General features: G+C 33.9%; 20 protein-coding genes. 10 read left to right on the forward strand and 10 right to left on the reverse strand.

Annotated elements, in window-relative coordinates:
* Positions 1–645 precede the first annotated feature (645 nt).
* From clpX to ES676_RS09540, 6 genes are all read right to left on the reverse strand, one after another.
* Entirely contained in the window at positions 646–1878 is a 1233-nt protein-coding gene (clpX, locus tag ES676_RS09515; RefSeq protein ID WP_148370089.1) for an ATP-dependent Clp protease ATP-binding subunit ClpX, read from the reverse strand.
* 60 nt (positions 1879–1938) lie between these two features.
* Positions 1939–2613, reverse strand: coding sequence for an ATP-dependent Clp endopeptidase proteolytic subunit ClpP (clpP, locus tag ES676_RS09520; RefSeq protein ID WP_148370090.1), 675 nt, complete (start codon positions 2611–2613; stop codon positions 1939–1941).
* A gap of 185 nt (positions 2614–2798) precedes the next feature.
* Positions 2799–4127, reverse strand: a complete 1329-nt coding sequence (tig, locus tag ES676_RS09525) for a trigger factor (protein WP_148370091.1) — start codon at positions 4125–4127, stop codon at positions 2799–2801.
* 149 nt (positions 4128–4276) lie between these two features.
* Entirely contained in the window at positions 4277–4618 is a 342-nt protein-coding gene (locus ES676_RS09530) for a phage holin family protein (RefSeq protein ID WP_148370092.1), read from the reverse strand.
* A 34-nt stretch (positions 4619–4652) separates the two neighbouring features.
* The gene (locus ES676_RS09535) at positions 4653–5417 is read right to left on the reverse strand and encodes an alpha/beta fold hydrolase (RefSeq protein WP_148370093.1); all 765 of its coding nucleotides are present in this window, start codon (positions 5415–5417) and stop codon (positions 4653–4655) included.
* A complete protein-coding gene (locus ES676_RS09540) occupies positions 5417–6130 on the reverse strand; it encodes a pyridoxine 5'-phosphate synthase (RefSeq protein ID WP_148370094.1) in 714 nt (237 codons plus the stop codon). Before ES676_RS09540 ends, ES676_RS09535 begins: the two co-directional genes overlap by 1 nt.
* A 92-nt stretch (positions 6131–6222) precedes the next feature.
* Here ES676_RS09540 and ES676_RS09545 point away from each other — a divergent pair, with 92 nt between their 5' ends.
* The 8 genes from ES676_RS09545 to murI all read left to right on the forward strand — a co-directional run bounded on the left by ES676_RS09545 (position 6223) and on the right by murI (position 14511).
* On the forward strand, positions 6223–6882 hold the full coding sequence (locus ES676_RS09545) for a CBS domain-containing protein (RefSeq protein ID WP_148370111.1): 660 nt from the start codon (positions 6223–6225) through the stop codon (positions 6880–6882).
* Positions 6883–6885: 3 nt separating this feature from the next.
* Positions 6886–7761 carry an NAD kinase gene (locus ES676_RS09550; protein ID WP_148370095.1) on the forward strand — a complete coding sequence of 292 codons (876 nt, stop codon included), beginning with the start codon at positions 6886–6888 and terminating at the stop codon, positions 7759–7761.
* Between the two features lie 102 nt (positions 7762–7863).
* Entirely contained in the window at positions 7864–8553 is a 690-nt protein-coding gene (gene porG, locus ES676_RS09555) for a type IX secretion system protein PorG (RefSeq protein WP_148370096.1), read from the forward strand.
* A 56-nt stretch (positions 8554–8609) separates the two neighbouring features.
* The gene (locus tag ES676_RS09560; RefSeq protein ID WP_394348789.1) at positions 8610–9293 is read left to right on the forward strand and encodes an isoprenyl transferase; all 684 of its coding nucleotides are present in this window, start codon (positions 8610–8612) and stop codon (positions 9291–9293) included.
* A complete protein-coding gene (locus ES676_RS09565; RefSeq protein WP_148370098.1) occupies positions 9226–11877 on the forward strand; it encodes a BamA/OMP85 family outer membrane protein in 2652 nt (883 codons plus the stop codon). The genes ES676_RS09560 and ES676_RS09565 overlap by 68 nt, the downstream gene beginning before the upstream one ends.
* Before the next feature lie 211 nt (positions 11878–12088).
* The gene (locus tag ES676_RS09570) at positions 12089–13096 is read left to right on the forward strand and encodes an OmpH family outer membrane protein (protein WP_246130341.1); all 1008 of its coding nucleotides are present in this window, start codon (positions 12089–12091) and stop codon (positions 13094–13096) included.
* Positions 13097–13139: 43 nt separating this feature from the next.
* Positions 13140–13649, forward strand: coding sequence for an OmpH family outer membrane protein (locus ES676_RS09575; protein ID WP_148370099.1), 510 nt, complete (start codon positions 13140–13142; stop codon positions 13647–13649).
* A gap of 79 nt (positions 13650–13728) precedes the next feature.
* Entirely contained in the window at positions 13729–14511 is a 783-nt protein-coding gene (murI, locus tag ES676_RS09580; protein ID WP_148370100.1) for a glutamate racemase, read from the forward strand.
* 3 nt (positions 14512–14514) lie between these two features.
* Here murI and ES676_RS09585 read toward each other — a convergent pair whose 3' ends face one another.
* The 4 genes from ES676_RS09585 to ES676_RS09600 all read right to left on the reverse strand — a co-directional run bounded on the left by ES676_RS09585 (position 14515) and on the right by ES676_RS09600 (position 19517).
* On the reverse strand, positions 14515–15027 hold the full coding sequence (locus tag ES676_RS09585; RefSeq protein ID WP_148370101.1) for a gamma carbonic anhydrase family protein: 513 nt from the start codon (positions 15025–15027) through the stop codon (positions 14515–14517).
* A 26-nt stretch (positions 15028–15053) separates the two neighbouring features.
* Positions 15054–15791, reverse strand: coding sequence for a LytR/AlgR family response regulator transcription factor (locus ES676_RS09590; RefSeq protein WP_148370102.1), 738 nt, complete (start codon positions 15789–15791; stop codon positions 15054–15056).
* 47 nt (positions 15792–15838) lie between these two features.
* Positions 15839–18010, reverse strand: coding sequence for a histidine kinase (locus ES676_RS09595; RefSeq protein ID WP_148370103.1), 2172 nt, complete (start codon positions 18008–18010; stop codon positions 15839–15841).
* Positions 18011–18506: 496 nt separating this feature from the next.
* A complete protein-coding gene (locus tag ES676_RS09600) occupies positions 18507–19517 on the reverse strand; it encodes a PorP/SprF family type IX secretion system membrane protein (RefSeq protein ID WP_148370104.1) in 1011 nt (336 codons plus the stop codon).
* Positions 19518–19780: 263 nt separating this feature from the next.
* On the opposite strand from ES676_RS09600, the gene ES676_RS09605 reads away from it, so the two are divergent.
* Both ES676_RS09605 and ES676_RS09610 read left to right on the forward strand, forming a co-directional pair.
* The gene (locus ES676_RS09605) at positions 19781–20683 is read left to right on the forward strand and encodes a NifU family protein (RefSeq protein WP_148370105.1); all 903 of its coding nucleotides are present in this window, start codon (positions 19781–19783) and stop codon (positions 20681–20683) included.
* A 107-nt stretch (positions 20684–20790) separates the two neighbouring features.
* Positions 20791–20991 (forward strand): dodecin family protein, encoded by a 201-nt coding sequence (locus ES676_RS09610; protein WP_148370106.1) that lies wholly within the window; start codon positions 20791–20793, stop codon positions 20989–20991.
* Positions 20992–21322: the final 331 nt, after the last annotated feature.

Below are 21322 nucleotides of genomic sequence, written 5' to 3' on the forward strand. Positions count from 1 at the left end.
CAAAAAAACTTAACTTATAATATTTTGATTATCAAGTATTTATTTATATTTTTAAGAAATAATAAATAATTTTAAACTTTCATTTGAATTCTGAGTTAGTTTTTATTCTAAGAAATGAAACCAGTAAAACCACTTATACTTTATTATAGGTGGTTTTTTTCTGTTTATTTTAGACAGATATTTAGTTGTTCTCCATTATAAATTTAAGTCTCTATCTATTATTTAAAGGGGGCACCATATTTATGTTTTTTAAATGTAAAATTATGAACCAACGCGATGTAAGCTTTAGTATATCTGGAGTAGAACGAGCGAACAAGGATTAGACTTTGTATTAACAAATAGCCTTTAAGGTAGATAAGTCTAAAATTTAATTACGTACACAATAAAAGAGCTAATCTATTTTTTTAAGAACCGATTGAGACCTCGACGGCGCTAGTGACGACAATTTTTACGTTTAATTTTTAGTTTTTATATAGAAATCACCCTCTTTAGGTCAACTAATTTAGTGGGCTGAACACAATACTTAGGAATAAACTTTTTTGTAGTGCGCTACACTTCTTAAAATCAGAATTTTTACAAAGACGGTATAAAAAAACCCTTTCAATATAATAATGAAAGGGTTTTAGTAGTATATACTTTTACGTTTTAAGACACGGCTTTCAACTTTTTAAGCGTTGTTTTCGATAATTTATCTTCTGCGTAAATTTTTGTTACTTTTAATTCCTTTACGTCTGTTCCTGGTAATTCGAACATCGCATCGGTTAATACTTCTTCGCAGAGAGAACGTAATCCACGAGCTCCTAATTTATATTCGATAGCTTTATCTACAATATAACCTAAGGCACCTTCGGTGATACTTAAATCTATTTCGTCCATTTCAAACAACTTCTTATATTGTTTAATAATGGCATTTTTAGGTTCTGTTAAAATAGCCCTCAATGTCTCCGCATCTAGCGGATTCATATGTGTTAGCACTGGAAGACGACCAATAATTTCTGGTATTAAACCAAAGTCTTTTAAATCCCTAGGAATAATATATTGCAATAAATTATCGTGATCAATGTTATTATCGCTTAGAGAAGCACTATAACCAACCGCTTGCATATTTAGTCGCTTTGAAATCACTTTATTAATACCATCAAAGGCACCACCTGCAATAAATAAGATGTTTTCTGTATTTACTTCGATAAACTTCTGGTCTGGATGCTTACGCCCACCTTTAGGTGGTACATTAACTACAGTACCTTCAAGAAGTTTTAACAACCCTTGTTGCACTCCTTCTCCAGAGACATCGCGCGTAATAGACGGATTATCACCTTTACGTGCAATCTTATCTATTTCGTCTATAAAAACAATTCCCTTTTCTGCTTTTTCTAAGTTATAATCGGCTGCTTGAAGTAAACGTGTTAATAAACTTTCTACATCTTCACCGACATAACCCGCTTCGGTTAAAACAGTCGCATCTACTATAGCTAAAGGCACGTTTAACATTTTTGCAATAGTTTTTGCTATTAATGTTTTACCTGTACCTGTTTGCCCAACCATAATAATATTCGATTTTTGGATCTCGATATCGTCTTTACTTACGGGTTGTAATAAACGCTTATAGTGATTATAAACGGCCACAGACATCACTCTTTTGGTGTAATCCTGCCCGATAATATAATCGTCTAAAAAGGCTTTGATTTTTTGTGGCTTCTTTAGCATTAATTCCGCCGACAAGTCGCTATTGTCCGTTTGTTTCGACTCATCTAGCACAATGCCGTGAGCTTGCTCGATACAACGATCGCAAATATGCGCATCTAACCCGGCTATTAATAAGCTAGTTTCTGGCTTTTTCCTACCACAAAATGAACATTCTAATTCTTCCTTTGCCATACTTTGTATTTTACAACTGCTCCCCTAATACAAGAAAAGCAGTTTGTATTCTTTTATTTATTAACTACGAACTAAAATCTCGTCGATCATTCCGTATTCTTTCGCTTTATCAGATTTCATCCAGTAATCACGATCACTATCTTTGTATATTTTATCGAAATCTTGACCTGAATGCTTACTAATAATATTGTATAACTCTTCTTTTAAGATTAAGATCTCTCTTGCCGTAATTTCGATATCACTAGCTTGACCTTGAGCACCACCTAATGGTTGATGAATCATTACACGAGAGTGCGTTAATCCACTACGTTTTCCTGCTGCACCAGCACATAATAACACAGCTCCCATAGAGGCTGCCATACCAGTACAAATTGTCGCTACGTCTGGTTTTATAAATTGCATTGTATCGTAAATACCTAAACCTGCGTGCACACCCCCTCCTGGAGAGTTAATATATATTTGGATGTCTTTATTAGCATCTGTACTCTCTAAAAACAAAAGTTGTGCTTGAATAATATTTGCAACTTGGTCGTTAATTCCTGTTCCTAAAAAGATAATACGATCCATCATTAATCTAGAAAACACATCGAATATAGCAACATTCATTTGGCGTTCTTCAATAATATTTGGAGTCAGGTCTTGTGGGTACATACTACTAATAATTTTATTGTAGTACATACTGTTAATCCCTTGGTCTTTTATTGCGAATTTTTCGAATTCTTTTCCGTAATCCATAGTGTAACTATTGCTTTATAATTGAGTTATATATCCTGTAATATTTACAAGATTATTTTTTTAATTTACCATTAAATCAGTGGTTGTAAAACTTTTTAAGTTGAATTTAACTGAAAAATTTTAGGCGTTAAAACGATAACATTTCAACGCCTAAAGATAATGATAATTCTTTAAAAAAGGACTGCTTATTTATCGCCGTAAACTTCTTTAACAAACTTTTCGTAAGTTAATTCTTTAGTTTTTACGTTTGCTTTCTCTTTGTATAGGTTAAGTAGTTTTTGACTTACAACTTGTTCTGAAATACGTTTCACCTCTTCTTGATTAGATAAGACACGCGCAGCGATATCTTCTAATTCTTTATCTGAAGGATTTAACTGACCAAATTGCGCCATTTGCATTTTAATCATTGTCTTAGCGTTTTCTTTAACTTCTTCAAAATCGATTTTTATACCGTTTGCTTCCATTAATTTCGCTTCGATTAATTGGTAACGCAAGCTCTTTTCAGACTTCTCGTACTCCTCTTTACCTTGCGCTTCAGATAGCTCTGTTTCACCAGCTTGTTGCATCCATTTTTGAAGGAATGTTGACGGTAAGTCGAACTTTGTATTTTCTACTAAATATTCTGTAATGTCATTTAATAATTTTTGATCTGATTGTTGTACGAATTGCTTTTCAGCATCTTCTTTAATCTTAGCTTTTAATTCTGAAACTGATTTTACAACACCGTCACCAAACATTTTATCGAATAACTCTTGGTCTACATCTGCTAATTCTCTTTCGTTGATTTCTGTAATCTCAAAAGTCACTTCAATGTCTAAACCGTGTGCTTTATCGTGCTCTACTTTAAGAGCGTCCATTAATTCATGATCGTCTTCGTAAAGCCCTTTAGTTTTTAAGGTTATAACATCGCCTACTTTAGCACCTACAAATTTCTTTCCTGTTGCTTTTTCGTTAAATTTCTCTAAAGTTATAGTTACAGCGTTTACAATGCCTTCTTCCTCATTTTTAAAAACACCAGAAATTTCACTATCTGTTTCAACGGTATCTTGAGAAACTAGTTTTCCGTATTGCTTTTGGACACGTTCTACTTGCTCGTCGATCATTTTATCGTCGGCTATAATTTTATAATGTGTGATTGCCTTCTCTCCTTTTAAATCAACATCAAATTTTGGCGCTAACCCTAATTCAAATTCGAAAGAAAAATCGTCGGCCTCCCAATTAATTTCGTTTTGTGTTTTTGGAAGTGGTTGTCCTAAAACATCTAACTTCTCTGTCGATAAATAATTATTTAAAGACTCTTTAAGTAATTTATTTACCTCTTCTATTAATACCGCTTTACCGTATTGCTTTTTAACCATTCCCATTGGCACTTGGCCTTTTCTAAATCCTGGAATGTCAGCAGTTTTCTTATAATCTGTTAAGATTTTTTCAACTTTATTACTGTAATCGTCCTTTGCGATATCTACTGTTACTACTGCATTTAATGCATCTATGTTTTCTCTTGTAATATTCATTTTGAATAATATATAGGCGTTAGTAATTCACTTTTTTACTAAATAAAAATAGAGTGCAAAAGTACTACTTTTTTACACTCTATCAAAGTTTTTAACACCTTGTGTTTCAGTCTCATTTTATTTTTAAGACTCTGTTTTTTCGCTAGTTATTAGTCGTCTTTCAATAATGAATGTAAAAACGACTGCAGTACAGATAGTAAAATACTAAACAGCACAGCCCACCAAATACCGTCTACCGAAAACCCTGAGATTAAACTATCGGCTAGTAAAATAACCGCCGCATTAACAATTAACAAAAACAACCCTAAAGTAATAATGGTTATTGGCAAGGTTAAAATAACTAAAATAGGTTTTACTAATAAGTTTAAAATAGAGAGTACAAGTGCCACAATAATTGCTGTACCATAACCATCAACTGAAACACCTCCAAGTACATTTGCTAACACCACAACAGCTATAGCGCTTAATAAAAGTCTAAAAATTAATTTCATAAGTTTTGCGTATTTGATTGTTTGATTTGGATTGTTATTTAATAAATTGAATTACCGCGTCGTAAAACGCATTGGGGTTTTCGGCGTGTAACCAATGTCCTGCATTTGGTATCGTTACAATAGATGCATTTACAAAATGCGAGGTAATAATAGATTCGTCTTGAGGCCCAATATAGTCACTTTTGTCGCCCCGTAAGAATAACGTGTTTTTTTCGAATTTAGAGTGCACCGGTAACGCCTCGCCAACGTTATCAATTTGATTGGTTAGTACGTCTAAATTCATTCGTAATGCTAATTTACCTTTTTCTTTCCAATAGAGGTTTTTAAGTAAAAATTGTCGTGTTCCAAAATCGGGCACATAATGTTCCATCTGCTCGTCGGCTGCTCCGCGACTAGTTAACACCTCAAAGTCTAATGATTTCAATCCCTTTAAAATAGCGTCGTGATGTGTGGGATAAAATCGTGGTGAAATATCGGCAACCAGTAACTTCGAAACATATTCTGGATACGTAGTTGCGAAAAGCATTGCCGTTTTTCCACCCATAGAATGCCCTAAAAGAATAATATCTTTTAAACCGTGTTCTATACAATAGTGTTTTAAATCGTCAACGAGTACTTCATAATTAAAATCGTCGCTATGCGGACTTCTACCGTGATTTCTTTGATCTACTAAATGTACTTCGTAATTAGCTTCAGAAAACTTTTTCCCCAACGTTTTCCAATTGTCACTCATTCCTAAAAAACCGTGTAAAATAACAAACGGCTTACCTTCACCTAAAATATTTGAATGTAATTGCATTATCTTAATTTTTCTAAATAACTATTTATAACGTGTTCTACACCTAAATATAAGCTTTCCGAAATTAACGCGTGTCCTATAGACACTTCTAATAATCCCGGAATATTTGCTTTAAAAAAGGCGATGTTTTCTAGAGACAAATCGTGACCCGCATTAATACCTAGACCTAAAGTATTGGCCACCTCTGCACATTTAGCATAGGGTAAAATAGCTTTTGTATCGCCTAAACTATACTGGTGTGCAAAAGCTTCCGTATATAATTCTACTCTATCAGTGCCCGTTTTTGCTGCGCCTTCAATTTGGCGTATTTCAGGATCGACAAAAATAGACGTTCTAATCCCGTTGTGTTTAAATGTCTGAATGACTTCGGCTAAAAAATCTTTATGTTTAATTGTATCCCAGCCCGCATTACTGGTTAAAGTAGTAATACTGTCTGGCACTAAAGTAACTTGTGTTGGCTTTATTTCTAAAACCATATCCATAAATTTTTGGATTGGATTTCCTTCAATATTATACTCGGTGTGCACCACAGATTTTAAATCGTAAGCATCTTGGTAGCGAATATGTCGTTCGTCTGGTCTAGGATGAATGGTTACACCTTCTGCACCAAAAACTTGAACATCTTTCGCAAACTGCACAACATTAGGCATATCGCCCCCTCTAGAATTTCTTAAAGTGGCTATCTTATTTATATTAACACTAAGTTTTGTCATATTTTGAAGTATTTAAAACACAAAAATACAAAGTAGAACTACGTAAGTGTATTAAATTTTAATTAATTTGCACAAAGTTAACGCGACCTATGATGAATCTTTCACAATACGTAATAAACGACATACAACCCCTTAAAAACACCGATTTAATTAGCGATTTACAATTGCTATTTACTCAGTTAACCTATTCCCATATACCTATAAAAAATGCCGATGATGTGTATTTGGGATGCCTATCGGAAACCGATGTGCACTGTTTCGAAAGTCGGAAGCAAATTAAAGATTGTGCTTATGCTGCGGAAGGCTTTTTTGTTCGCGACACTACCGATTGGTTAGATATTTTAGAAGCTTTTGCACAAAACAAATGCAATATTATGCCCATTCTAAGTTTGAAAAATAAGTACTTGGGCTATTACGAACTCAATGATATTATTAGCTTATTTAATGAAACCCCATTTTTTGCTGAAGCTGGAGCGGTTTTAATTATAGAAAAAGGACTAGCCGATTATTCGTTTAGTGAAATTAGTCAGATTGTAGAATCTAACGATGGAAAATTGCTAGGTGCATTTATTTCTAAAATTGAAAATGATATTGCTCAAATTACATTAAAAATCACCAGTACTGGACTTAGCGAAATTATGCAAACTTTTAGACGCTACAGTTACCATATTATTTCTGGCCACGAGGAAGATAGTTATATTGAAGGATTAAAAGAACGCTCAGATTATTTAAATAAATATCTTAACATATAGTTTATGAAAGTTGCTATTTATAGTCAATTTCCCCAAAAGCATTCAATTCATTCTACAAAGGTTTTAATTGATGCTTTATTAAAACACAAAGCATCGATAGCTATTGAAACAGAGTTTTTCAATGCTATTAAAGACGAGTTTCATTTTCCTTTACAGACTAAAACCTTTTCAGAATTAGATACGACTTACGATTTACTGGTTAGTATTGGCGGTGATGGTACTATTTTAAGAGCTATTACTTACGTTAAAGATTTAAACATCCCCATTGTTGGTATTAATACTGGACGCTTAGGTTTTTTAGCAACCATACAGCACGACGAGATTGAAGATGCTATTAAGCACATATTTAATAAAAACTACAAAATATCGAAACGCTCCTTACTTTCTATAGAAACCTCAGAGGAAAACAGCGATCTTAAAGACTTAAATTTTGCATTAAATGAAATCGCAGTAAGCAGAAAGAACACAACCTCAATGATTACTGTAGACACAAAACTTAACGACGAATATTTAACGTCGTATTGGAGTGATGGTTTAATTGTTTCTACACCTACGGGTTCTACTGGTTACTCCTTAAGTTGTGGCGGGCCTGTTATAACACCAGACACCTCTAGCTTTGTATTAACGCCTATTGCCCCGCACAACTTAAGCGCAAGACCTTTGGTAATTAAAGATGCTACTAAAATTGAATTAAAAGTAAACGGGAGAGAAGATTATTATTTGGTGTCGTTAGATTCTAGAATAATAACCTTAAGTAACAACACAAGTATCATCATAAAAAAAGCCGATTTCACGATTAATATGATCGAGTTACATTATGAAAGCTTTTTAACCACTTTACGTAAAAAATTACTTTGGGGCGAAGACAAGAGAAATTAAACAATAATTAACTAAGAAATCTGTTTTAAAACCTATAACTATTTAATTCAAATTGGCATAGGCTAATCTTAGTTTATTATATTTGCAAACTTTTGAACATCTATGAAATATATTTCTATTTTATTAATAACATTTTTTAGCATACAATTAAGTTCTGCACAAATACATGAATTAGGTGTGTTTGTTGGGGGAAGTAATTTTATTGGCGATGTTGGTTCCACCAGTTACATTTCACCAAGTCAGTTGGCTATTGGTGGCATCTACAAATGGAATAGAAGTCCGAGACACTCTTGGCGCGTATCGTTGCTGTTTTCAGAATTAGAAGGTTTAGACAGCAAGTCTGATGATTTAGGAAGAAAAGATCGCGGATATGAATTTACCAATCAGATCGTAGAATTATCGGCAGGAATGGAATTTACATTTTTAGATTTCGATTTACATAGCAGCAGACCTGTTGCTACTCCCTATCTATATTCAGGAATAAGTATTGCAAAACACGATAATTTTTATTTTAATAATGGTACAGTGGTGAGTGAAGACACCTCTAGTTTTGCTTATGGAATACCGTTAATTTTAGGATTTAAAGCCTCTATTTCTTCTCAGTTTATTCTGGCGCTAGAAGTAGGCGCGCGCTACACGTTCTCAGACGAGCTCGACGGCAGCGTTCCAGATAGCGAAAACCTAATGGAGTCTAAAAGCTTCGGAAATATAAATAATAACGACTGGTACACTTTTACGGGTGTTACCTTAACCTATACCTTTGGTAGAAACCCTTGTTTTTGCCCCAACTAATTTTGAGTTTAGAAAAAATAAATACAAGCAAATTGCCCAAACATCTCGCTATTATAATGGATGGCAACGGGCGTTGGGCTAAACAAAAAGGAATGCTTCGCGCTTTTGGACACGAAGGAGGAACAAAGTCTGTGCGAGAAACCGTAGAAGCTTCGGCACAATTAGGCATAGAGAACTTAACACTTTACGCGTTTTCCACCGAAAATTGGAACCGCCCTAAAGTTGAAGTCGACACACTAATGCGCCTTTTAGTCTCTTCATTAAAAAAAGAAATAAAAACATTAACTGATAATAACATTAAGCTTAAGGCTATAGGAAACATTAAATTACTTCCAAAAAAAGTCTATAAAGAACTGAATGAGGTTATTGATTTTACAAAAAACAATACTAGAATGACACTTACTTTAGCCCTTAGTTACGGGTCGAGAGAAGAGTTAATTAACGCTATTAAAGAAATTAGTGTTAAAGTTAAAAATAATATAATTTCTGTCGAAAAAATTGATGAATCAATTATTAATGAGCATCTTTACACGCAAAATTTACCAGATGTAGATCTATTAATACGCACCAGCGGAGAGCAACGTATTAGTAATTTTTTACTATGGCAAATAGCCTACGCAGAATTATATTTTACGCCGGTTTTATGGCCAGATTTTAAAAAGCAACATTTGTATGATGCTATTATTGAATATCAAAATAGAGAACGACGATTTGGGAAAACAAGTGAACAAATTAGCTAAAAAATTATCTTTGAAAACATTACTAAAATTCGCATTACTTGTATTATTTACAATATCAAGCCAAATTGCAACAGCACAAAACCTTTCGTATGCTAACGGTGAAAAATACACTTTAGCAGATATTACCGTAAAAGGTAATACCAGTTTTAACGCACAGACTATTATCACCTATTCTGGACTTAGAAAGGGCAAAGAAGTCCTAATTCCAGGGGAAGAAATAAGTGCAGCAATAAAAAAGCTATGGAACTCTAACTTGTTTAATGATATTGAAATCTACTTAATAAAAGTGGAAGGCAATTCGGCGTATTTAGAAATTAGACTATCGGATTTACCAGAACTTAACGACATTAAAATTGCGGGTATTAAGAAAGGTAAAAAAGAATCGTTAATTAAAGATAACAAACTTGAAAAAGGCGTTAAGGTTACCGAAAACTTAATTACCACCTCCAAAAACTACCTTGAGAATAAGTATAAAAAAGAGGGGTATTTAAATACCAAAGTAAACATAACCACATTTACTGTAGAAGATTCTATACAGAAAGCAAGAGTAAATATGGTGCTTTCTGTAGACAAAGGTGAGAAAGTAAAAATTAGCGATATTACCTTTACAGGTAACTCTGTTCTAAGTAATAAAAAACTTAGAAAAGCGATGAAGAACACAAAGCGAAAGTTCTTTTTACGATTTTTAAAACGCTCTAAATTCATTGAAGAAAAGTATAAAGAGGATTTAGAAAGCGTTGTTAATTTATACAAAGAAAACGGATATAGAGATGCACGTATCACCGCAGACACCTTAATAAAAGAAGACAAAAAGACTATTAGTTTAGCAATTACCTTGGAAGAAGGCGATGAATATAAATTTGGCGATATTTCTTTTATTGGTAACACCGTATATTCTGATGATTTCTTAAGACGTAAACTTCGCATAGAAAAAGGAGACACTTACAATGGTGTTTTATTAGAAAAAAGAATTGCTGACAATACAAAACCAGATGGTGACGACATTACAAACTTATACCAAGATAACGGTTACTTATTCTCTAGCATTAACCCTGTAGAAACCAATGCAGAAGGGAATGTAATCGATATGGAGATTCGTATTGTAGAGGGTAAACCCGTCTACTTTAATAAAGTTACCGTCGTAGGCAATGAAAAAACAAACGACCACGTTATTTATAGAGAGTTAAGAACGCGTCCGGGAGAATTATACCGTAAATCTAATGTGGTACGTACGGTTAGAGAATTAAGTCAATTAGGTTTCTTTGATGCAGAGCAGTTATCTCCAAACTTTAAAAACGCCAACCCAGACGAAGGCTCTATAGATATGGAATACGCTGTCGTTGAGTCGGGATCTAGCCAAATCGAGCTACAAGGTGGTTACGGTGGTGGTGGTTTTATTGGTACTTTAGGGTTATCATTTAATAACTTTTCCTTAAAAAATATTTTTAATAAAGACGCATATAAGCCAATTCCTTCGGGAGACGGACAAAAATTAGCATTGCGTTTACAAGCGAGTCGTTTTTACCAAACGTATAGCTTTTCATTCTCTGAGCCGTGGTTAGGAGGAAAAAAACCCGTACAGTTTTCAACGTCTGTTTCGCATACTAAACAATTTTTATACAATCCACAGACTAGAGATGCAGATAAAGACAAGCGTTTTAATATTACAGGAATTACATTTGGTTTAGCCAAGCGCTTATCCGTTCCAGACGATTATTTTACATTGTCTCAAGCGGTAAGTTTTCAACATTACGATTTACAAAACTATAATACCGGTTTATTTACCTTTGGAGACGGCTACTCTAACAACTTAGCCTACACCGTAGGGTTAAGTAGAAACAACACGTTCAACGATCCTGTGTTTCCTATGGGAGGGTCTAACTTTAGTGTAACCGCAAAAATGTCTATCCCTTACTCTTTACTTAATAACACAGACTATTCTGCATTAAAAGAAGAAAGAGATACGAACCGAGAAATAGAAGACAACCCAGAAAATTCTACTGTTGTTAGAAGCGACGCTAGAACTAGAGTGTCGGAAATTGACCAAGAACGTTTTAAATGGTTAGAATTCTACAAAGTTAAATTTAAAGGAGAATGGTATACAAAAGCAGTCGATAAGTTTGTCTTTAAATCAAGCGTAGAATTTGGTTTCTTAGGCGCTTATAACCAAGATCGAGGAGTTATTCCTTTCGAGCGTTTCTTTGTTGGAGGAGATGGTCTAGGAAGCTACAGTTTAGATGGTAGAGAGTCTATTGCGTTAAGAGGGTATCCTAACCAAGCGTTATCTACGCAGGATGGAGGTGCTATTTATAATAAATTTTCTTTAGAGTTACGTTATCCTATTACTTTAAAACAAAGTGCTAAAATTTATGCTCTTTCGTTTATAGAAGCTGGTGGATCTTATGATAGCTTTAGAAATTATAGCCCGTTCGATGTTAAACGTTCAGCAGGTTTTGGTGTCAGAATATTTATGCCTGCCTTTGGACTATTGGGAATTGACTTTGGTCATGGTTTCGATAATATTCCTGGGCAAACACAAAAACACGGTTGGGAAACGCATTTTATTATCGGACAACAATTCTAAGAAAACAGTCTAATTTTATAGTATCGGCTTCTATATTTCTTATTTTCCTTATTTTTGGCACGATATTTTCAATATAGATTTTAAGGATTTGCTGAAAGATTTTAAATATTTTGAATTAAAATGCGTTATTTTGAAAACAGCTTGTTAAAACAAAAAGTAATATCAAGAATTATTATTGAGTGATGACTCCATTTTTCAAAAAAATAAGACAATGAAACAAATGAAACTTAAAGTCCTTTTTTTAGTATTAGCCTTAACATTTATTAGCCTGTCTGTGCACGCACAACGCGGTGTTAGAATTGGGTATATCGATACTGAATATATTTTGCAAAACGTACCCGATTACACAGAGTCGACATTGCAATTAGAAACTAAAGTACAACAATGGAAAGGTGAAATTGAAGAACAATTAAATGCCTTAGAATTAAAGCGTACCGAATTAAATAACGAAAAAGCGCTTTTAACAAAAGAATTAATTGAAGAACGTGAAGAAGATTTAGATTTTGAAGAAAAAGAAATTTTAGATTACCAACAAAAACGATTTGGTCCCAACGGCGATTTAATGCTTCAAAAGAAGCAACTGATGCAACCGGTACAAGATCAAATTTTTCAAGCCGTTCAAGATATCGCAAAAGCTAAAAAATATGATTTTGTATTCGATAAATCTGCCGATCTTGTTATGTTATATTCAGAAGAACGTTTCGATGTTAGTGAGCAAGTATTAAGAACAATAACAAGAGCCTCGAGACGTCAGCAATTAAAATCTAACGCAGATAAAAAAGAAGCAAAAGAGGAAGATGTTTTCGTAGAAGTTAACGAAGGCAAAGACGAAAGAGAGCTTGCTTTAGAAGCTAAAAAAGAAGCCCGACGCAAGATAGTTGAAGACCGTAGAAAAGAAGCTCAAGAAAAAAGAGCTAAAATTATTGCAGAACGCGAACAAGAAAGACAAGATAAAATAGACGCTAGAAATAGCAATAATGATAGAAATGATGAGGAAGACGACAACGCTCAAGAGGATAACGAAGAAGTAAATGAAGACGTTAATGAGAAGAGTGCCACTGCCGAAAACCAGGAAGAGCCAAAAACAAGAGAACAGATTCTAGAGGAACGTCGCGCCAAAAAATTGGCTGATAGAGAAGCTAGAAAAAAAGAACTTGATAAAAAAAAGCGACAAGCCGCTGAAGACCGCGAAAAAAGACAAGAAGAAAACGATAACTAAACATTAATTAATTAACAATTTAACACGCAAATTCTATTTTAAAATGAAACAATTTAAAACCCTTTTAATTGCAGCAGCATTATTTATTGGAGCAACTAGCTTTACAAATGCTCAATCTAAAGTAGCACATATTAATACTTCAGAATTAATTAAAGCAATGCCCGAAATGAAATCGGCACAAACTGAAATGGAAAAGTTAGGTAAGACTTACGATTCTGATATTAAAGCAATGCAAAACGAGTACAAAGCCAAAATGGAAAAGTACAACGCAGAAGCAGCTACAAAGACTCAAGAAGAAAACGAGAAAAGAGTTGTTGAAGTGCAACAGATGGAGAATGATATCCAAAAATATGCGAGTACTGCACAAAAAGATTTACAACAAAAAGAAATTGATTTCTTAAAGCCAATTACCGAAAAAGCGAAAACAGCAATCTTAAAAGTAGCTAAAGCTCAAGGTTTCGATTACGTATTAGATTCTACTCAAGGTGGAGGTGTAATTATGGCTGAAGGTAAAAACTTACTTACAGATGTAAAAAAAGAGTTAGGTTTCTAAACCCAACTTAAATATATTAAATAACAAAAGCTGTCTTTTCAAGGCGGCTTTTGTATTTTTATAGCTTAATATTCTTGCAATGAACACAAAACCTATTGGCTTATTCGATTCTGGCGTTGGAGGCACTTCCATTTGGAAAGAAATCCGCGCGCTTCTACCTTTTGAAAACACCCTATATCTAGCCGATAGTAAAAATGCTCCTTATGGCACACAATCTCAAGAAAAGATTATTGAACTTAGTATTAAGAACACGCAATACTTAGTTAATAAAGGTTGTAAAATTATTGTTATCGCTTGCAATACCGCCACTACAAATGCCATAGATATTTTAAGAGCACAATTTAATGTACCGATTATTGGTATTGAACCCGCAATTAAACCTGCAGCGTTAAAAACACAGACCAAAGCTATTGGCATCTTAGCTACAAAAGGAACCCTTTCTAGCGCATTATTTCATAAAACGACCAATCTATATGCGAGTGACATTAGTATAGTAGAGCGTGTCGGTGAAGGTCTAGTATCGCTAATTGAAGAGGGCAAAATGAATTCTCTTGAGATGACAGAGCTCTTAAAATTATACACCAAACCAATGGTCGATTCTAACATCGATTATTTAGTCTTAGGCTGCACACATTACCCCTATTTAATTCCGCAACTCTTAAAATTATTACCAAAAAAAGTTAGTATTATAGATTCTGGCCTCGCGGTGGCTAGGCATACTAAAGCAACCTTAGAGAGTAATAATCTTATAAACAATGAAAATACAATTGGAAAGAACCTCTTTTATATTAACACTAACAATACACAGACTATGTCGTCGCTTTTAGGAAAAAATCGTAAAGTTGAGTATCTAGATTTTTAACACCTATTTGAACCAGCTTGCATATTTAATATAGTTCTCGGCGATTCTATTAATTTCACCGTTAATAAGCTCTTCACTAATATCCTTTACTTTTTTAGCAGGCACACCCGCGTAAATACTACCTGATTCTACCACGGTATTTTGCGTTATTACAGCACCTGCAGCAACAATACTATTGCTTTCAATAACACAGTTATCCATTACAATACTTCCCATCCCAATTAATACATTATCGTGGATGGTACAACCGTGCACAATCGCATTATGCCCCACAGAAACATTATTCCCTATAATCGTTGGGTACTTTAGATAGGTACAATGTATAATGGCACCGTCTTGAATATTTACTTTATCGCCTAATGTTATAAAATTTACGTCGCCTCGCAATACGGCATTAAACCAAATGCTACAGTGTTTCCCTATAGTAACATCACCAACAATTGTGGCATTTTCTGCAATGTAGCAATCGTCTTGAATTTGAGGTGATTTTCCGTTTACTGGTTTTATAATTGGCATATTTTTATCTGTTTTTTTGATTAAATTTATTTAAAATAAGACAGCAATGCTGCTTTCTTTGAAGCCGATACCATTACTTCAGATCCATTGCTTAGTATAACGCTTCCGCCCTTTCCTTTTACGTATTTTACAACGTGATTAACGTTTACTAAATAGCTTTTGTGCACGCGAGCAAACCCTAAGTCGGTTAACGCTTCTTCAAAATACTTTAGGGTTTTACTAACCACTTTCCTCTTATTATTTTTTAAATAGATTTCGGTATAATTATCATCGGCTTTACAATATAAAATATCGGCGTTGCTTAACACTTCAAAGCCATCTTGTTGCGGAATCGTAATTTTACCCTCTATATTTTTAATGATTTCAGGAATTAACACTTGGTGTTGTAGTGCTTCTTCTTTCTGCTTAATATCCCAAACGTAATCTACCGCTTTTATTAAATCATCAATAGCTATTGGTTTCATTAAATAATACGACGCGTGAGCGTTTAAAGCCTCAATAGCATATTCGCTGTAAGCGGTTATAAATACCGTTTCAAAACTTCTATCGCCTACTTTCTCTAGTAGATCGAATGCATTTCCGTAAGGCATTTCTACATCTAAAAACACCAAATCTAAAGTAGTAAGTCTTATAATTTCTAAAGCCTCATTTACATTTGAAGCTTCGCCAACCACTGCTACATTGGGGCAGTATTTGTTGAGATAATTTTTCAGAATCTCTCTACTCGTTGCTTCGTCTTCAACAATGATCGCTTGTAATTTCATAGTTTTGTCTGATCGTGTATTATTAAACATTCTATTCTCCCTACATTTTAATGTTTCTTTAAGGTCACGAGTACTTGGGTTCCCGTGCCGTCTTCCATATTAAGATCGGATATAGACACATCCAATGTATCTTTGTACATCGCATTTAATATAGACACCCGTTTTTTAATATTTCCCATTCCTTTGGAGTTTTGTTTCTTTTGGTTATCCGTTTTTAAAGCTTTCGACTTATCGCGACCAATTCCATTGTCGGTAATACTAATTGTAATGGCATTTGCCGTTTTTTTATAAATAGCAATTCGTAATTCTCCTTTCTCTTTTTTATACCGCAATCCGTGCCAGACCGCATTTTCTATATAGGGCTGAAGTAACATTGGCGGGATATTATAGTCTAGAATTTCAATATTTTTATCGATCTCTATGACATACTCAAACTTATCTTTAAACCTGAAATGTTCTAGTTTTGTGTAAAGTTCAATCAGCTCGATTTCTTTTGTTAACGGAATAAAATTTTCTTCACTATTCTCTAAAACAGCCCGCATTAATTTCGAGAAATCGCTAAGATATTTATTCGCCGCACGCTCGTCGTTTGTGGCAATAAAACTATTCACCGAATTTAATGCATTAAAAATAAAATGCGGATTCATCTGACTTCTAAGTGATTTTAAAGCTAGTAAATTATTTGCTAATTTTTGCTGTTTTATAAACTTATACATAACATACGCCGCCAGTAACAATAATAAAACACCACCAATTAAAGAATAAATAATAAGTGTTTGTAGCTTATTTTGTTCTTGGTTTAAGTGGTACTTACTTTCTGATAGTTCGCGGTCACTTTCAAGCGATTCAATACGATTTTGTTGCGCTGCAATATTCCTGCTAAAACGAGAGGCTTGTGTAATTTGCTGTTCCTTTTTAAGGTATAATTTTTCTACAGATTGCGTATACTCTTCATACGCTTTTAACGCTTTTTCAAAATCCCCTGCGTCTCTGTACACCTCAGACAATTTTCGTTTGGCATCTTTTTCTACGACTAAATCTTCGCGCTTATCGGCTTCTACGATACTTCTTTGTAGATATGGAATCGCAGCCTCGTATTTCTGCTGCAAATAGTAGGCATTTCCTATTTTATAGTTTTGCTTTTGCAGGGTGTAATCGCTTGCGTTATCGATTATGGTATCGGCTTCAATATCTTGAATGTCCTGCAACGATTCTTTTCTGAGTTTTATCTCGACTTTATAAGCGCGATTAGCGCTATTAAAATCGGCGACCTTAATTTTCTCTTTTATGGCTCTTTGCTTGTTTTCTTTAGTCGCTAAATTAAGTGCGTTTTTATAGTAATTTCCCGCTTCGTTTATGGCACCACTTGCATTATAAGCTTCAGCAATTTTACTGTTTAAATCGGTTACTTTTGTTGTAATTAATTGTTTTTTCGCGATTGTTAATCCCAACTGATAAGCAGTAATCGCCTTTTGGTGTTGTTTTGTTTTACTAAACACGTCGCCCAAACCTTCATAAACTTCGGCACGATCGCTAGTAGTCCCTTTCTCTTTTATTAAGTGTTGATAAAGCGCAATACTTTCTTGGTAGTTTTTATTAAAATAGTACCCTTTAGCCAATTTTAATTCAACGGAAGACTTTTTGTTACTATTTAGACTGATGCGGTAATTAGAAACCGCTAAATCATATTGTTTCCAATGCGTATAGACATCGGCCAAAACTTCGAAAGCTCTCGCATTTTGTGCTGTCGAATTACTTTTACTTATACTCTGAGTAATGAATTGAATGCTTTTTTCTGCGGATGTGTTTTTATATACCAAAGCAGAATCGAGTAAACTTGAAAATGAGGGCGATTGTTTATTCGCGTTTAAAGCAGAAGGTTGATTGCCTTCAGCAGGTCTAACATCGATTGTTAAATCGTCATCGGAAGTAACGGTATAATAAATAGTTTCAAAATCTTTATGACTTATAATTAATTCGTCACCAATCCGAACCTCTATTTTAAATTCTCCCGCGAGATTTGAAGCCGCATAACTTCCCAAATTTCCATGTATATTTACATTCTTAAGGGGGATATAGGTTTCGCTCTCGCGCACAAAGCCTTTAATTATAAAACTGTTTTTGGTTTCTGCAGTCACTTGTGGTTGCGTTTGCCCCATCAAAAACATTGGGCATACGACCAGAAAGACAATCAGTGAAATGTGTTTAAAATGTATCATTATTTACCAATTTACATTGGCGCTATTAATTTAGTGAAGATAAACTTACATACTTTTAGTATTAAAATAAAATGTAGACTCTCAAAAAAGTAATATAAAACCTAACAATTATATGGTTTTACTCAATGTGCAATGTCCTATACTCATTTCTAATCTGTCATTACTCATTCTCGTTTTTTTATAAACTGAAACATATTCTACATTAACGTCTTTATTTTATTACTTGTAATGGAATCTGCCGTACCTATAATTTTAAATTCAGACTAAATAGACAACCACTATAGCGCTTTAAAACGAATATAAGCAATGAACAGAATACAAACAACACAGCTTACAAATACTGAATACGTTACGTAAAAATACGTTAAAAGACGTAAAACTTAAAAAGGTCAAAGACCTAAAAAAGTGCAGAAAATTAAAATGGCTAGTAACTAAGGCGCATAAAAAAACCCCGACATAAAAATATATCGAGGTGTTTTTTATAATTTAAAACGACTTAGTTTATTGCAGGACAATTACAGCTGTAACGTTCTTTCTTACAACCAAAGTTATATCCTAAAGTTATTTGGTGAAAACCACCATTATTAAACACTACTGAATTCGCTTGATAACTGTAAGTATAAGCAAATACAAAGTTGTCCATGTCCACCCCTAAAATGGGAGTTATATATTGTAATTTCTGACTATTTACACCAGATCCATCTACAAATTCGGCGCCATCTAAGCTTCTACGGTAAGATAATCCTCCCCATAATTTTCCAAACTCCATAGTTTTATATGCTTTTACGTTAATATCTATAGACGCTTCTTCAGTTGCATCTCTATACATAAACATTGCAGACGGCTCGAAACTCCATTCGCTATTATATTTCGAAAACGTATTTCCTACAGAAAACAAATAGGTTCTTAAGTTATCGTAACTAATACCTTGTTCGTTAAAGTTTACACCTTCATTTTTTAAAATGTTCTTTACTGTTGCGTGCGCGTAAAACTCGTATAAGTGGTATGAAAATCCAAAATCTACATTAAAGTTCGTTGCCGATTGTTCCACACCTCCAATAATTGGATCTGGACCATCGAATAAGAAAGACGTTTCATCTAGCTTGTATTGTACAGCTCCTGCACTTAAACCAAAAGATAACATATTTAAATCGACTTCACTTCTTGAGAATAAAATATGGTGTGCATAAGTAAAGTACGCTCCTGTTTGTGAGTGAAATCCGTTTTTATCAGAATAAACAATGGCACCTATTCCCGATTGCGAATCTCCTATTCTACCATTAACACTAGCGGTTAAAAGCTTAGGCGCATCGTCGTCGCCAAACCACTGTTGTCGCCCTGTTATTCTAATTTTAGAACAATTTGCCACACCAGCCATTGAAGGATGTATTAAATAATAGTTATCTGTTAAGTAATCAGAATAAATGGGAAGCCCTTCTTGAGCTGAAGCAAATTGCGCGCAAAAAAACACTGAAACTGCTAATATTAGTAACCTTTGTAATCTCATAATCTTTTTTTAAGGTAGATAGTGATCTAACTATTTATTATAATCGTAACGTTATAATAAACTCTTAATTGTTAAATAAATTATAAACGTAGCCAAATATATGAATTTACTTCTTATTTCTTGATTCCGTTTGTTAAAGCTTTCAATTTTAAAAGGATTTAGTTAAAATGCTTAAATATCCGACCAATTGAAAGTAGTATAAAAACCAAATATATGGATATCTGTGCTTTTCTTTTAGTATTTTTGCAAAAAAATATAATCATATGAATTCTTTTAAAGTATCTATTCAAGAAACCTCAAATAATTCAATAGTTAAATTTGAATTAAATCAATTTATAACTCAGCATCAAAGCTTTGAATTTAATAACATAGACGAGGCAAAAGCGTCACCTTTAGCGCAGCAATTATTTTACCTGCCCTTTGTAAAGAAAGTATATATCACTAGTAATTTTGTAGCCATAGAACGTTTTAGCATAGTGGAATGGGCAGATGTACAAAATGAAGTGGCTTCACAAATTGAAGACTACTTAAATAATGGAGGGATTGCTGTTGAAGAAGACGCAACCTCTAAAAAAGTACCGATCACCGTTTACGCTGAAAGCACGCCAAACCCATCGGTAATTAAGTTTGTTGCCAATAAAAAATTAGTCACTGCTACCTACGAGTTTACTTCTATTGATGCTGCGAAGCATTCGCCCTTGGCTACGGAGTTATTTCATCTGCCTTTTGTAAAAGGTGTCTTTATCGACGAGAATTTCGTATCGATTACTAAATACGATGTTGCTGAATGGAACGATATTACCAACGAACTTAGAGAGTTTATAAGAAGCTATATCGAGAATGGTAAAGAAATTATTTCGCCAGATGCTCCTGAAGTTTTAGAAAATGCGTCAGAAAAAGTCGATGCACATTTTGAAACTTTAGACGATACTTCGAAAGAAATTATTAATATTTTGGAAGAGTACATAAAACCAGCAGTTGCTAGTGATGGTGGAAACATTCAATTCGAGTCTTACGATCCAGACACAAAAACAGTAAAGGTTATTTTACAAGGCGCTTGCAGTGGGTGTCCGTCGTCGACACTTACCCTTAAAAGTGGTATTGAAAATATGCTGAAAGAAATGCTAAAAGGAAAAGTAAACACCGTTGAAGCAATTAATGGTTAACTTTTATCTGCGTTATCGTTAAAGCACCCATGCGTTTTGATACAGCACGTTAGTTCGTTTTAATTTTTGTACTTTTAGGTATCTATTAATTTAAAAACGAACACATTATGGCAGTATTAAAAGTAATTGAGATTTTAGCTAACTCTGAAAAAAGTTGGGAAGACGCCACTAAAAAAGCAGTAATACACGCAGGCAAAAGCGTAAAGAATATTCGTTCTGTGTATGTAAAAGAACAAAGCGCTAGTATTAAAAATAATGAAGTCGCCGATTTTAGAGTGAATGTAAAAATCACTTTTGAAGTCGATTAAATCGAAATCAATTACAACCTATTAAAACCTGAAGTTAGCGCTTCAGGTTTTTTTATATCTAAAACTTTCTGCCTTACTTTTAAAACCCAGAAATGACTTGTAATCATAGTAAGGCTCTTTTATAACGCATAATATATCAAGAAGCCCATTATCGATATTTATAGATATTATCGCGCTTACAGTCTTATTTACACTAAACACTATCCCTACAGCTCTAACAAAACAACAAAACGCATAAGTTTAACTATAGGCATAAAAAAAACCTGAACAGTACTGTTCAGGTTTTTTTGGTGTATTCTATGTGATTATTATATCGCTTTTAGCGCTTTAG

This window comes from Bizionia saleffrena, assembly GCF_008086175.1.
Classification (GTDB): domain Bacteria; phylum Bacteroidota; class Bacteroidia; order Flavobacteriales; family Flavobacteriaceae; genus Bizionia; species Bizionia saleffrena.

Coding starts and splice junctions, on each gene's coding strand:
- clpX (WP_148370089.1), bottom strand. CDS start 1,878: ATGGCAAAGGAAGAATTAGAATGTTCATTTTGTGGTAGGAAAAAGCCA.
- clpP (WP_148370090.1), bottom strand. CDS start 2,613: ATGGATTACGGAAAAGAATTCGAAAAATTCGCAATAAAAGACCAAGGG.
- tig (WP_148370091.1), bottom strand. CDS start 4,127: ATGAATATTACAAGAGAAAACATAGATGCATTAAATGCAGTAGTAACA.
- ES676_RS09530 (WP_148370092.1), bottom strand. CDS start 4,618: ATGAAATTAATTTTTAGACTTTTATTAAGCGCTATAGCTGTTGTGGTG.
- ES676_RS09535 (WP_148370093.1), bottom strand. CDS start 5,417: ATGCAATTACATTCAAATATTTTAGGTGAAGGTAAGCCGTTTGTTATT.
- ES676_RS09540 (WP_148370094.1), bottom strand. CDS start 6,130: ATGACAAAACTTAGTGTTAATATAAATAAGATAGCCACTTTAAGAAAT.
- ES676_RS09545 (WP_148370111.1), top strand. CDS start 6,223: ATGAATCTTTCACAATACGTAATAAACGACATACAACCCCTTAAAAAC.
- ES676_RS09550 (WP_148370095.1), top strand. CDS start 6,886: ATGAAAGTTGCTATTTATAGTCAATTTCCCCAAAAGCATTCAATTCAT.
- porG (WP_148370096.1), top strand. CDS start 7,864: ATGAAATATATTTCTATTTTATTAATAACATTTTTTAGCATACAATTA.
- ES676_RS09560 (WP_394348789.1), top strand. CDS start 8,610: ATGGATGGCAACGGGCGTTGGGCTAAACAAAAAGGAATGCTTCGCGCT.
- ES676_RS09565 (WP_148370098.1), top strand. CDS start 9,226: ATGATGCTATTATTGAATATCAAAATAGAGAACGACGATTTGGGAAAA.
- ES676_RS09570 (WP_246130341.1), top strand. CDS start 12,089: ATGAAACAAATGAAACTTAAAGTCCTTTTTTTAGTATTAGCCTTAACA.
- ES676_RS09575 (WP_148370099.1), top strand. CDS start 13,140: ATGAAACAATTTAAAACCCTTTTAATTGCAGCAGCATTATTTATTGGA.
- murI (WP_148370100.1), top strand. CDS start 13,729: ATGAACACAAAACCTATTGGCTTATTCGATTCTGGCGTTGGAGGCACT.
- ES676_RS09585 (WP_148370101.1), bottom strand. CDS start 15,027: ATGCCAATTATAAAACCAGTAAACGGAAAATCACCTCAAATTCAAGAC.
- ES676_RS09590 (WP_148370102.1), bottom strand. CDS start 15,791: ATGAAATTACAAGCGATCATTGTTGAAGACGAAGCAACGAGTAGAGAG.
- ES676_RS09595 (WP_148370103.1), bottom strand. CDS start 18,010: ATGATACATTTTAAACACATTTCACTGATTGTCTTTCTGGTCGTATGC.
- ES676_RS09600 (WP_148370104.1), bottom strand. CDS start 19,517: ATGAGATTACAAAGGTTACTAATATTAGCAGTTTCAGTGTTTTTTTGC.
- ES676_RS09605 (WP_148370105.1), top strand. CDS start 19,781: ATGAATTCTTTTAAAGTATCTATTCAAGAAACCTCAAATAATTCAATA.
- ES676_RS09610 (WP_148370106.1), top strand. CDS start 20,791: ATGGCAGTATTAAAAGTAATTGAGATTTTAGCTAACTCTGAAAAAAGT.